The following is a 12673-nucleotide window of genomic DNA, read 5'->3' as shown; positions in this document are numbered from 1 at the left end:
AGGAGCCGTTCATGCAATACATCACGCCAGTAGCAACCCAACTCAAGGTATCCCGACTGTGCCTCGGCTGTATGACCTTTGGTGAACCGGATCGCGGCAATCACGCCTGGACCTTACCCGAAGAGAGCAGCCGCCCGCTGATTCAGCATGCGCTGGAGAACGGCATTAACTTTTTCGATACCGCCAACAGCTACTCTGACGGCAGCAGCGAAGAGATCGTCGGCCGCGCGCTGCGTGATTTTGCCCGCCGCGATGAGGTCGTGGTCGCCACTAAAGTCTATTACCCGGTGGGCGATCTGCCGGAAGGCCTCTCCCGCGGACAGATCTTGCGCTCCATTGACGACAGCCTGAAACGTCTGGGGATGGAGTATGTCGACCTGCTGCAAATCCATCGCTGGGACTACACCACGCCGATTGAAGAGACGCTGGAGGCGCTGAATGACGTGGTCAAAGCGGGGAAAGCCCGTTACATCGGCGCCTCGTCGATGCACGCCCGCCAGTTTGCCCAGGCGCTGCAGTTACAGGAACAACACGGCTGGGCGCGCTTCGTCACCATGCAAGACCACTACAACCTGATCTATCGCGAAGAAGAAAACGAAATGCTGCCGCTGTGTCAGCGCGCTGGCGTGTCGGTGATTCCCTGGAGCCCGCTGGCGCGCGGTCGCCTGACGCGTCCGTGGGGAGAGACTACCGCGCGTCTGGTTTCTGATGAGGTGGGCAAATCGCTCTACAGCGCCGCGGATGACAACGATGCGCTAATTGCGCAGAATCTTGCTGAGGTGGCGGAGGATCTTGGTGTGAATCGCGCACAGGCCGCGCTGGCGTGGCTATTGAGCAAGCCCGGCGTTGCCGCCCCGATCATTGGGGCATCGCGGCAAGAGCAGCTCGATGAACTGCTTAGCGCAGTGGATATCACACTCACGCCCGAGCAGGTCGACAAGCTGGAAGAACCCTATCAACCACACCCGATTGTCGGCTTTAAATAAGTCAGTGCCCCGGCGCGCAACACGCCGCCGGGGAGATAGCCTTACAGGATACCGATTGGCCAGTGGTGTCCCACCAGGTACAGCACCCCGGCGGAGATCACGCCGGCGACGATATCATCGACCATGATCCCCATTCCGCCGTGGATATTGCGATCGAACCAGCGGATCGGCCACGGTTTCCACATATCGAAGATACGGAAGATCACGAACCCGGCGGCCACCCATTGCCAGTCGAGGGTCGGCAGCGCCATCAGGGTGATCCACATCCCGACAAACTCGTCCCAGACGATGCTGCCGTGGTCGTGAGTCCCCATGTCTTTCGCCGTGCGATGGCAGATATAGACCCCGATACAGATGCTCATCATCACCACCAGCGAATAGAGCTGCCAGGGGAGGAATGTCATCAGATACCAGAACGGGATCGCCGCCAGCGAGCCCATGGTGCCCGGCACGATGGGGCTTAACCCACTGCCGAAGCCGGTGGCCAGCAAATGCCAGGGATTGCCCATATTGAGGCGGCTTTTTGCGAAATCTTTGCTACGCGCCAAAGTGATCGTACCCCTTTAAATCCAGCTCCACCGGTTTGCCGGCTTGCAGCAGCTGCAGGCCATCCGCTTCCGCGCAAATCTGCCCAATGCAGGTAAAACGCGCCCCCAGCTGGCCGATAGCGACGTCCAGCGCGCCGCGGTTCAGTTCTGGTACGGTAAAGCACAGCTCATAATCTTCCCCGCCAGCCAGCGCCCAGCGCAAGGCCTGCTCCGGTGCCACCTGACGCAGCATCGCATCGGAGAGCGGCATCGCATCGAGATCGATCCGCGCCCCGCAGCCGCTGGCTTTCAGGATATGGCCAAGATCGGAGATCAGCCCGTCGGAAAGATCGATCGCCGAACTGGCGAGATCGCGTAGCGCCTGCCCCTGCAATATCCGCGGCATCGGACGCAAATGGCGCGCCAGCAGGTAGTCGGCATCGGCCGCAGACTCGACGTTCAGTCGCTCCTGCAATATCGCCAGCCCGGCTGCGCTGTCCCCGGGAGTACCGGTGACGTAAATCCAGTCTCCGGGTTTTGCCCCGGCGCGTTTCAGGGCGCGTCCCGGCGGGACAAAGCCGTGAATACCCAGGGTCATCGACAGCGGACCACGGGTGGTGTCCCCGCCAATCAGCTGCATATCGTAATAGTTGAGCTGCATGAACAGGCTGTCGCTGAACGATTCCAGCCACGCCTCATCCACGTCGGGTAAGGTCAGCGCCAGCGTCAGCCACGCGGGTTCAGCACCCATGGCCGCGAGGTCGCTCAGATTGACCGCCAGCGCCTTGTAGGCAAGGTCGGCAGGGTCGATATCAGGTAAGAAATGGTTTCCCGCCACCAGCGTGTCGGTGCTGATTGCCAGCGTTTTTTTCTCGGGGATATTCAGGAGAGCGCAGTCATCGCCGATGCCGGTCTCCACATCGAGACGCCTGCTTTTTACGCGATCAAAATAACGGGCAATCAGGGAAAATTCGCCGCATGCCATACGTTATGCCTCAGCAAAAGAAAAGAATAAGAACCTGTTCCAGCCGACGAGTTTAGTTGCCGGCTGAAGCAGGTTCTGTGGACGGTTTCTCGGGGAGAATCCCCGGTCACACCGGCCTGGGGTTTACTTTTTGTTGGGACGAATTGCCGGGGCTGCTTTGTCCAGCACGCCGTTAACAAACTTATGGCTGTCTTCAGCGCCAAAAGTTTTCGCCAGTTCGATAGCTTCGTTAATCGCCACTTTGTACGGGACATCGTCACGTTTTGACAGCTCGAACAGGGCGATACGCAGTACCGCTTTTTCCACCTGGCCCAGCTCTTCGAGCAGACGGGACAGGTACGGCTTCATCAGGCCGTCGAGGTATGCGCTGTTAGTCGCCACTCCGGACAGCAGTTCACGGAAATACAGAACGTCGACATCTTTGACATCCTGTTCCGCCAGGAACTGGTATTCGACATCAGCGATGTCGTTCTGGGACAACTGCCAGGAGTAAAGCGCCTGGACAGCACACTCACGGGCGCGGCGACGAGCAGCAGGTTTCACGGAATTCCCCTTACAAAAAAAATCAGGCCTTGATGGCTTTCAATACGTTAATCATTTCCAGCGCGGTCAGCGCAGCTTCTGCGCCTTTGTTACCGGCTTTGGTACCAGCGCGTTCGATGGCTTGTTCAATACTTTCAGTGGTCAGAACACCAAAGGCTACCGGGATTTCGCTCTCCTGCGCGACATGCGCGAGGCCGTTGCTTGCTCCGCCAGCCACATATTCAAAGTGCGCGGTACCACCACGAATCACCGTACCCAGAGCAATCACTGCGTCATATTTACCGGTTTTTGCCAGTGCGCCAGCCGCCAGTGGCAGCTCATACGCGCCTGGAACCCAAACAACGGTAATGTTTTCATCTTTTACCTGACCGATGCGCTTCAGGGCGTCAATTGCACCTTCCAGCAGGCTGTCATTGATAAAGTTGTTGAAACGCGCAATGGTGATGGCGACGCGAGCGTCCGGGGTAGCAACGTTAGCTTCAATAATGTTCATACTCTTCCTTCGGGTTCATATGGCCCCGCAAGGGGGGCGGATTCTATCATAATAATTTATACACTTCATCCTTCAAACTGCCTCGCGGTCGCTGGCAGAGGAATGACGTTGCGTCGCAACACGCCTGCCCTGAATCAGGCATTCACTAAATGCAGGCACACATCCGGGCCGACATGACGTATCTCATTGAATTTGAAATGGGGGGCATCCTGTAGTTTCTCAAGCCCCGGCAGCGCACATAATCCACGCGCCGCATTGCCTAACAGTTTAGGCGCAATATAAACGATAAGCTCGTCCACCACACCTGCCTGTAATAGCGCCCCGGCGAGGGTCGGGCCGGCTTCCACCCAGATACTGTTCACCTGCTGCTTGCCCAGTTGCATCATCAACAGCACCAGATCGAGATGGCCGTTGTGCTCCGGCACCTGCAGCGTGCGCACGTTTTCCGGCCACGCGCGATCGTCGGCCTGGGTGCGGGCAAACAGCGTTTCGCCCGGCTGCTGCACGATGCGGTGCTGCGGGGTCACGCGGTTATGGCTGTCGATAACGATACGCAGCGGCTGACGCAGATTGTCCTGCGGGTACAGCGCCTGAGTGTCGGAGTCCAGCGATTCCCAACGCACGGTCATTGCCGGGTCGTCTGCCAGCACGGTGGCGCTGCTGGTCAGAATGGCGTGGCTCTGCGCGCGCAGACGCTGTACGTCGCGGCGCGCCTGCGGCGAAGTGATCCACTGGCTTTCGCCGCTGGCCATGGCGGTACGGCCATCCAGCGAAGCGCCCAGTTTGAGCTGCACATACGGGAAACCGGTGCGCATGCGCTTCAGGAAGCCTTTATTCAGCGCTTCGGCCTCGTTCATCATCAGGCCATGGCTGACGTCGATACCTTCCTGCTGCAAACGGTACAGGCCGCGCCCCGCTACCTGCGGGTTTGGATCCTGCATGGCGGCCACGACGCGGGTCACGCCGGCGGCGATCAGCGCCTCACAGCACGGCGGCGTGCGGCCATGATGGCTGCACGGTTCCAGCGTCACGTAGGCGGTCGCGCCTCGGGCTTGTTCACCGGCCATCCGCAGCGCATGCACTTCTGCATGCGGCTCACCGGCCCGGTAGTGAAAACCTTCGCCGACGATTTCGCCGTTTTTAACGATCACACAGCCGACGTTAGGATTGGGATGGGTGGTAAAACGCCCGCGCTGCGCCAGCTTCAGTGCGCGCGCCATGTACATTTCGTCATGCATGACTTAATCCTGTAAGCGGGCGATCTCTTCGCCAAATTCTTTGATGTCTTCAAAGCTACGATAGACCGAAGCAAAGCGGATGTAGGCGACTTTATCGAGCTTTTTCAGCTGTTCCATCACCAGGTTGCCGATCATCTTGCTGGGCACTTCGCGTTCACCGGTGCCGCGCAGGTGCGTTTTGATGTGGTTAAGCGCCATTTCTACGTCGTCGGCGCTGACCGGGCGTTTTTCCAACGCTTTCAGCATTCCGCTGCGCAGCTTATCCTCATTGAACGGTTCCCGCACCTCGTCGCTCTTGACCACCCGAGGCATCACCAGCTCTGCCACCTCAAACGTCGTAAAACGTTCGTTACAAACCAGGCACTGCCGACGACGACGCACAGAGGAGCCCTCTCCCACCAGGCGGGAGTCGATCACTTTGGTATCTACGGCGAAACAGAATGGGCAATGCATGGCGCGTCCTGATATGAAGTTAAACTGATGGATAGTTTACCGCGAAGTGACCCGACTACAAAGAAAGAGCTTTTGAGACAAAGGATCTATGGTTGGTTATCAGAGACGATCTACCATGAGTTATCCCCTTTTGACGGAATCCCCTACGATGACAAGACGTTATTTAAAGCTGGCGATACTGACGACGTTGTTCACGCTCAGCGCCTGCGCGCAGCAAAGTGAAGTCCGGCAGATGCATCAAAGCGTGAGCACGCTGAGCAAAGAGATGACTCAGTTGAATCAGCAAACGGTGAAAATTACCCAGCAAAATTCCCTGAATGCGAAATCCAGCAGCGGCGTCTATCTTCTGCCTGGCGCCAAAACCCCGGCGCGCCTGGAGAGCCAGATCGGCACGTTACGCATGTCGCTGCGGGATATTGCTGCCGATGGTGACGGCACCCGTCTGACCTTGCGCATTCAGGGTGAATCCAACGATCCACTTCCGGCATTTAGCGCCACCGTCGCTTCCGGGCAGATCACCGGCACCACCCAGAGCTATCAGGAAGTGAACGTCCAGGAGCAGCTGATCAGCGCCCCTGCCAGTATTCTGGCCCCCAGCGATGTGGATATTCCGCTGCGCCTGAACGGCATCCCCCCGGAACAGCTCGGTTTCCTGCGTATTCACGACATCCAGCCCGCCACTCCGCAATAACCTCTGCCAACGGGTGTCTTCGACACCCGATTTCCCCGCCATAAATCCATTTACAAATTTTGCGAACAGTTCAGTGAAAATTGACGCCATTGATGAATTTCAGTGGCATTTTGTCAGGAAATGCATAGAATCGTGAACGCAATCGATTACGTGTGTTTACTTTATGTGAAACAACACATATTTTTGTGAGCAATGATTTCTATAATAGACGCCACAGAAATACGAAATATTTAGAAACGCTTCGGCAACGTTCTTAACGCCTTTTGGCTTAATTTAAACAGTGGCATCATTATGAAAAAAACATTACTGGCAGCAAGCGCGGTCCTGGCGCTCTCCGCATCTTTCACTGCTGGCGCGGCAGAAAACGACAAACCTCAGTACCTGTCTGATTGGTGGCACCAGAGTGTGAACGTGGTGGGCAGCTACCACACCCGTTTTGGACCGCAGATCCGTAACGATACCTACCTGGAATACGAAGCGTTCGCCAAAAAAGACTGGTTTGATTTCTACGGTTATATCGATGCACCGGTATTCTTTGGCGGTAACAGCACCGCAAAAGGTATCTGGAACAACGGTTCCCCGCTGTTTATGGAAATCGAACCGCGTTTCTCTATCGACAAGCTGACCAACACCGACCTCAGCTTCGGCCCGTTCAAAGAGTGGTATTTCGCCAACAACTACATCTACGATATGGGTCGTAACGATTCCCAGGAGCAGAGCACCTGGTATATGGGTCTGGGTACCGATATCGATACCGGCCTGCCGATGAGCCTGTCCCTGAACGTTTATGCGAAATATCAGTGGCAGAACTACGGTGCTTCCAACGAAAACGAGTGGGATGGCTACCGTTTCAAAGTGAAATACTTTGTTCCGCTGACCGACCTGTGGGGCGGTTCCCTGAGCTACATCGGCTTCACCAACTTTGACTGGGGTTCCGATCTGGGCGATGACAACTTCTACGACATGAACGGCAAGCACGCGCGCACCAGCAACTCCATCGCGTCCAGCCACATCCTGGCGCTGAACTATGCGCACTGGCACTACTCGGTGGTTGCTCGTTACTGGCACAACGGTGGTCAGTGGGCGGATGACGCTAAGCTGAACTTCGGCGACGGCGACTTCAATGTTCGCTCTACCGGCTGGGGTGGTTACTTCGTTGTCGGTTACAACTTCTAATCGCTGCTGATTTTCCCCGGCGGCAACGCCGGGGATGATATTGTCTTAGCGCTCCTCGCACTTCACCTTACGCAAGAAATCACTCAATGAGCGGTCAGCCCGTTCGCTAAAATGGCGCCCGGTCGCCACAATATTCAGGCATCGGTCGAGGCGAAAGCAGCGATAATCGGCGCGCAATTCGCACCAGCTCACCAGCAGCCAGCGTTCCCCCCAGAAAAACAGCCCCAGCGGCAGCACTTCACGCTGCGATACTTTTCCGGCTTCATCCCGATAGTGCAGATCAAGAACCTGCTGGCCCGAGACCGCCCGATGCACCAGATCAAACTGCTCTTTGGTGTAGCCCTGCGAACCAAAGTCCGGGGCGAACAGACGCGATTGCTCTGCCTGGCGTCGGCTCTCCGCCGGCAGTATGGCCAGCACTTTTTCCTGCGCCGATTCCAGCGCCTGGGACATCGAAACGCCGCCCCAGGTTTGCAGCAGCCGAATCGCCGCGACCAGCGCCTCCGACTCCTGGGTCGTTAGCATCAGCGGCGGCAGATCGTAGCCTGCCAGCAGTCGATAGCCGCTGCCGGCCTCTCCCTCAACCGGGACGCCGGAGAGCGACAGGTCGCGAATATCGCGGTAAATCGTGCGTTCCGATACGCCGAGCCGCTCGGCCAGCAGCCCGGCGGTGGTTAATCTTCTCCCCCGCAGGATCTGGACGATTTGAAAAAGGCGGTCGGCGCGTCGGCTCATAAGCGTTATCTCATTTATGCTGGTTGATGCAGGCCAATCCGGTTGCCTTCACTGTCGATAAACAGGGCAATCGTCCCGATGTCGTCCGCCAGCTGCAGCGGACCAAAAACGCAGCGCCCTCCCGCAGAGCTCACCCGGTCAAGCGTCGCCGTCAGATTGTCAGTATGCAGATAGATAATGCAGCCCTGATCGGCGGGTTTAACACCGTCAAACTTTGCCAGCGCGCCGCCGGGGGCCGGATCCTGATAAGGGAATACGGCCAGTTGAGCGCAGTCCATATTTTCCCGCTTCAGCGTGACCTGCATCACCGGCTCGTAAAACGCCACGGCACGATCCATGTCGGCGACCGGAATTTCAAACCAGTTAATTACGTTGTTCATACATCCTCCTGTCCATTGTGTGGGTTCAGGAGGAGTGTATGCCAGGCCTCCTGACAGCATACTGTCAGGAGTGTTTAACTACTTTCACACCACCAACGTTCTACACCTGTGAGGCGGTACACACCAGCGCGCGGGAGTGATCCAGCAGCCACGGGCGCAGATAGCCGACGGTATTGGAAAATGGCAGTACTTCTTCCGGCAGGTCTATCCCTAACTGCTGGCGGATCCAGGCGCGCCGGGTGACAATTCGCTGCCACAGCTGCGGCCAATCCTGCGCCAGTGCATCGCGCAGCGCCTTATCGGCCACCGCCACGGTGTCTTCGATGCTGGCACCGGCATACCCCGCCCGTGAGGGAATAATATCGATTTGCAGCAGCATACCGCTACGGATGCAGGCGTTGGAATCAGGCCCGACAGGTGAGCACAGCCACTCTTCGTCCGCCACCAGATGCCCGGGGTTCAGATGCCAGTGATAGTCCGCCTTCGGCAGTACACTCTCGATCAGTGCGTACATCTCGCCGCCGCGCATACCGATGCGTAAATTCTCCAGCCAGCTGACCACCGCCTTGAAATAGGGCTTCGCCACCACTTCAAGATAGTCCGCCACCTCCGGCGCCAGCTCGGCGGCATCGCTCACCACGTAGGCGGCGCGGCTGCTTAACCCGCCTTTGTAACTGGTGGTCAGCGAGAATTTATCGCCACGCTGGATAGTCTTATCGCCAGGATAGAGGTTGGCATGGGCAAAGCGATCGCCGGTGGCGGCAATCATCACCACGGTGTTAGGCTGCCCTTGCGCCGCCAGCAGCGCGCCGATCTGCTTTTCGGTTTTGCCGGGGGCAATGGCGTCAAGCGCGGTCAGAACCGCCGTCGATGCGAGGTTCGCGCCATATTCATAATGGGCCAGTTCATTGGCGTTATTGACCGTTCTTACCCCGCAGTCCGGGGCGATAAAAATCCCCGTGGCATTGCGCAGGTGCGCCTGCGGCCCCCCGGCCTGGCGAATGGCGTCGACGATAAACGCAGGCAGGTCGAACATCTGCGCCCGGTCGTCGGCGTCGCCGGTAAACAGCTTCCAGCCCGCCAGCCCCAGCGTTTTCCCCGCCACGATCCCCGCATCCTGCAGCAGCTGCGGCAGACTTTTGTCCGTGGTCATCGGCTGGTTCGGCAATGAGAACCATGGGGCGTGGATCACCCGGTTCTCCAGCCGGGCAAAGGCCGCCAGCTTGAGGTTTTCGTTGCCCAACACCAGCACCGCCTCCCCCTCGCGATGCAGCACCAGCAGCGCCTCTTCAAACCGCGGAATAAACCCGGTGAGATACTCAAAGTTGCCGCCGTGCTCTTTATCGGCATAGATGATCAGGGTGTCATACCCCTCGCGGGCCATCTGCGCAAGCACGTTGGCTTTGCGCTGACGCAAGGTCTCATCGCTGAGCGTGACGGAAGGCAGGTCGTGCCAGAGGGTTGGCGGGGCGACGGTGGAAAGGGCTATCGTGGCCATGGGCGTATCTCCATCTCATTAAACACAATGCAAGGAGAGTAGCGAAATTCAAAGGCCCTGTAATAAAAAAATCCCGGCCTTGCGACCGGGATTGCGTTCTCAGAACCGTTCTGACTTACGGCAGAATGGACGGCTGATCCGCGCCTTCTTTCTCGACTTTCTGCTGCAGCATATGCTCGCGCTTCATGCCCAGCTTCAGCGCCAGTGCCGACGCCACGTAGATAGAAGAAGCTGTACCGATGGAGACACCGATCAGCATGGTCAGCGAGAAGCCTTCCAGCACCGGGCCGCCAAAGAGGAACAGCATCAGGATAACCATCAAGGTGGTCCCTGAGGTGATCAAGGTACGATGCAGCGTCTGCGTCAACGACACGTTAAAGATCTCATACGGCGTACCGCGGCGGATCTTACGGAAGTTTTCACGGATACGGTCCGATACCACGATGCTGTCGTTCAGCGAGTAGCCGATAACCGACATCAGTGACGCGACGATGGTCAGATCGATCTCGATATGGAACAGCGACAGGATGCCCATCGTAATTACCACATCGTGCGCCAGGGCGATAACGACCCCGGCAGCAAGACGCCACTCAAAGCGGAAACCAACGTAGACCAGGATACAGATCAAGGCGGCCAGCAGCGCCATTGCGCCGCTTTGTGCCAGGTCTGCCCCGACGCTCGGTCCCACAAATTCAATTCGTTTGACGGTCGCATTCTGGCTGGTCGATTCGTTAATCACATTAACGACCTTGCTGCCCAGCTCCTGGCTGCCGTTGGTATCATGTACCGGCGGCATACGTACCATGATGTCACGGCTGCTACCGAAGTTCTGCAGCTGCGGCTCTTCGAAGCCCGCCTTCTGCAGCGCCAGACGCATCTGGTCCATATCGGCAGGTTTTTCAAGGGTAATTTCAATCACCGTACCACCAGTGAAATCCAGACCCCAGTTAAACCCACGCACGCCCATCACGACAATGGCGGCAATCAGCAGAAAACCGGAGATGCCGAAAGCCCAGTAGTCCCAGCGCATAAAGTCATAGACTTTACGGCCGTGGTTCAATTGTTCAACAGTATATTCCTGTGCCACAACGCACTCCTCAGATAGACAGCTTTTTAACGCGCTTGCCGCCGTACAGCAGGTTCACGATGGCACGGGTGCCGACGATAGCGGTAAACATCGAGGTTGCAACACCGATACCGGTCGTAATCGCAAACCCTTTAATTGCACCGGTACCGACCGCGTACAGGATGATAACTTTGATCAGGGTCGTAATGTTCGCATCGAAGATAGAGCTGAATGCGCCCTTATAACCTTCGTCAATCGCCTGCTGAACAGAACGTCCGTTGCTCAACTCTTCTTTAATACGCTCGTTGATCAGTACGTTAGCATCGACCGCTACCGCAAGGGTTAGCACGATACCCGCAATCCCCGGCATACTCAGCGTTGCCCCTGGAAGCAGGGACATGATACCGACGATCAGCACCAGGTTCGCCACCAGCGCGGAGGTCGCGATCAGACCGAATTTCTTGTAGAAGAAAATCATGAACAGGATAGAGACCACCAGACCGGCCAGACATGCTTCCAGACCCTGTTTGATGTTCTGCATCCCCAGAGTTGGGCCGATGGTACGTTCTTCAACGATCTGAATCGGCGCAATCAGCGCACCGGCACGCAGCAGCAGAGACAGCTGACGCGCTTCGTTCGGGTTGCTGATACCGGTAATACGGAAGCTGTTCCCCAGGCGAGACTGGATGTTGGCGATGTTAATCACCTCTTCCTGCTTCACCAGAACCGCACGACCGTTAGCATCTTTCTTACCGCTGTCTTTGTACTCCACGAACAGGGTCGCCATCGGCTTACCGATGTTGTCCTTGGTGAAGTTAGACATGATGTTGCCACCAGCGCTATCCAGCGAGATGTTAACCTGCGGCTGATTGTACTCATCCATGCTGGAAGTGGAGTCGGTGATATGGTCACCGGTCAGAATCACACGCTTGTACAGCACAACCGGCCGACCTTCACGGGTGTCTTTCACTTCGGAGTCACCAGGGACGCGGCCCGAAGCGGCAGCTGCACTGTCGACGTTGCTGTTCACCAGACGGAATTCCAGGGTCGCGGTCGCGCCAAGGATTTCTTTCGCACGCGCGGTATCCTGAATACCCGGCAGTTCAACCACGATACGGTCGGCGCCCTGACGCTGTACCAGCGGCTCGGCAACACCCAGTTGGTTAACACGGTTACGCAGAATGTTGATGTTCTGCTGCACGGCATATTCGCGGGCTTCTTTCAGGCGTTCATCGGTCATCACGGCTTTCAGGCCGGTAGTGCCCTGAGTGGAGATAACCAGATCGCGGTGACGCGGGCTCAGCCAGGAGATAGCCTGATCGCGTGCTGCGCTATCGCGAAACGCAATGCTCAGACCAAAATTGTCTTCCTTACGCACGGTAGAGTAAGGGATGCCTTTTTCACGCAGTTCGCTGCGCAGGCTGTCGATATTTTGTTCCTGCAGTTTACCCAGCGCGGTGTCCATATCCACTTCCATCAGGAAGTGCACGCCGCCACGCAGGTCAAGACCCAGCTTCATTGGCTCGGCATGAATAGCCGCCAGCCAGCGAGGGGTCGCCGGTGCAAGGTTCAGTGCCACGACGTATTTATCACCCAATACGCCCATCAGCACTTCACGTGCACGTAACTGGACGTCGGTGGTGTCGAAGCGCGCAAGAATAGTGCCCTCTTCCAGCGCCACAGACTTAGCGGTAATTTTTTCTTCTTGTAACGATTTCTGGACCTGGATCAGCGTTTGCTCACTGGCGGCGACACCGCGCACGCCAGTGATTTGAACGGCCGGATCCTCACCATACAGGTTGGGGAGTGCATACATCAGGCCGACGATAATAACGACGACCAGCATGATGTACTTCCACAAAGGATAACGGTTTAACACGGCAGTTCCCTTAGGGAAAAGTG

Annotated in this window: 14 protein-coding genes; 3 read left to right on the top strand and 11 right to left on the bottom strand. The window is 57.1% G+C overall.

What is annotated here, in order from left to right; genetic code table 11:
- The first annotated feature begins 11 nt into the window (after window positions 1-11).
- A complete protein-coding gene (locus EDF82_RS11415; RefSeq protein WP_123755674.1) occupies window positions 12-986 on the top strand; it encodes an aldo/keto reductase in 975 nt (324 codons plus the stop codon).
- A 41-nt stretch (window positions 987-1027) separates the two neighbouring features.
- Here EDF82_RS11415 and pgpA read toward each other — a convergent pair whose 3' ends face one another.
- The 6 genes from pgpA to nrdR all read right to left on the bottom strand — a co-directional run bounded on the left by pgpA (window position 1028) and on the right by nrdR (window position 5225).
- On the bottom strand, window positions 1028-1534 hold the full coding sequence (gene pgpA / locus EDF82_RS11410) for a phosphatidylglycerophosphatase A (protein ID WP_123755673.1): 507 nt from the start codon (window positions 1532-1534) through the stop codon (window positions 1028-1030).
- Window positions 1524-2498: a thiamine-phosphate kinase gene (thiL, locus tag EDF82_RS11405; RefSeq protein ID WP_123755672.1), complete on the bottom strand. Its 975-nt coding sequence runs from the start codon at window positions 2496-2498 to the stop codon at window positions 1524-1526. Before thiL ends, pgpA begins: the two co-directional genes overlap by 11 nt.
- A gap of 123 nt (window positions 2499-2621) precedes the next feature.
- Window positions 2622-3041: a transcription antitermination factor NusB gene (gene nusB, locus EDF82_RS11400; protein ID WP_004858621.1), complete on the bottom strand. Its 420-nt coding sequence runs from the start codon at window positions 3039-3041 to the stop codon at window positions 2622-2624.
- Window positions 3042-3063: 22 nt separating this feature from the next.
- Window positions 3064-3534, bottom strand: coding sequence for a 6,7-dimethyl-8-ribityllumazine synthase (gene ribE, locus EDF82_RS11395; protein WP_046476205.1), 471 nt, complete (start codon window positions 3532-3534; stop codon window positions 3064-3066).
- Window positions 3535-3668: 134 nt separating this feature from the next.
- Window positions 3669-4772 carry a bifunctional diaminohydroxyphosphoribosylaminopyrimidine deaminase/5-amino-6-(5-phosphoribosylamino)uracil reductase RibD gene (gene ribD / locus EDF82_RS11390; protein WP_123755671.1) on the bottom strand — a complete coding sequence of 368 codons (1104 nt, stop codon included), beginning with the start codon at window positions 4770-4772 and terminating at the stop codon, window positions 3669-3671.
- Window positions 4773-4775: 3 nt separating this feature from the next.
- Entirely contained in the window at window positions 4776-5225 is a 450-nt protein-coding gene (gene nrdR, locus EDF82_RS11385; RefSeq protein ID WP_123755670.1) for a transcriptional regulator NrdR, read from the bottom strand.
- Between the two features lie 148 nt (window positions 5226-5373).
- Between nrdR and EDF82_RS11380 the strand changes: the two genes are divergently transcribed.
- Window positions 5374-5916, top strand: coding sequence for a DUF3251 domain-containing protein (locus tag EDF82_RS11380; RefSeq protein ID WP_123755669.1), 543 nt, complete (start codon window positions 5374-5376; stop codon window positions 5914-5916).
- Between the two features lie 291 nt (window positions 5917-6207).
- Window positions 6208-7092 (top strand): nucleoside-specific channel-forming protein Tsx, encoded by an 885-nt coding sequence (locus EDF82_RS11375; RefSeq protein ID WP_123755668.1) that lies wholly within the window; start codon window positions 6208-6210, stop codon window positions 7090-7092.
- Window positions 7093-7137: 45 nt separating this feature from the next.
- Here the strand turns inward: EDF82_RS11375 and EDF82_RS11370 are convergent, their stop codons facing one another.
- The 5 genes from EDF82_RS11370 to secD all read right to left on the bottom strand — a co-directional run bounded on the left by EDF82_RS11370 (window position 7138) and on the right by secD (window position 12650).
- A complete protein-coding gene (locus tag EDF82_RS11370; protein ID WP_123755667.1) occupies window positions 7138-7827 on the bottom strand; it encodes a YafY family protein in 690 nt (229 codons plus the stop codon).
- A 14-nt stretch (window positions 7828-7841) separates the two neighbouring features.
- Window positions 7842-8207 (bottom strand): VOC family protein, encoded by a 366-nt coding sequence (locus EDF82_RS11365; protein ID WP_123755666.1) that lies wholly within the window; start codon window positions 8205-8207, stop codon window positions 7842-7844.
- 100 nt (window positions 8208-8307) lie between these two features.
- The gene (locus tag EDF82_RS11360) at window positions 8308-9705 is read right to left on the bottom strand and encodes a Xaa-Pro peptidase family protein (RefSeq protein WP_123755665.1); all 1398 of its coding nucleotides are present in this window, start codon (window positions 9703-9705) and stop codon (window positions 8308-8310) included.
- A 115-nt stretch (window positions 9706-9820) separates the two neighbouring features.
- Window positions 9821-10792, bottom strand: coding sequence for a protein translocase subunit SecF (gene secF / locus EDF82_RS11355; protein ID WP_123755664.1), 972 nt, complete (start codon window positions 10790-10792; stop codon window positions 9821-9823).
- Between the two features lie 10 nt (window positions 10793-10802).
- Window positions 10803-12650, bottom strand: coding sequence for a protein translocase subunit SecD (gene secD, locus EDF82_RS11350; protein WP_123755663.1), 1848 nt, complete (start codon window positions 12648-12650; stop codon window positions 10803-10805).
- Window positions 12651-12673: the final 23 nt, after the last annotated feature.

It is taken from the genome of Klebsiella sp. BIGb0399 (genome assembly GCF_003752615.1).
GTDB classification, from domain to species: domain Bacteria; phylum Pseudomonadota; class Gammaproteobacteria; order Enterobacterales; family Enterobacteriaceae; genus Klebsiella; species Klebsiella lignicola.
Note: the sequence above shows the minus strand (reverse complement) of the source record. Positions and strands in the feature narration are given on the sequence as shown.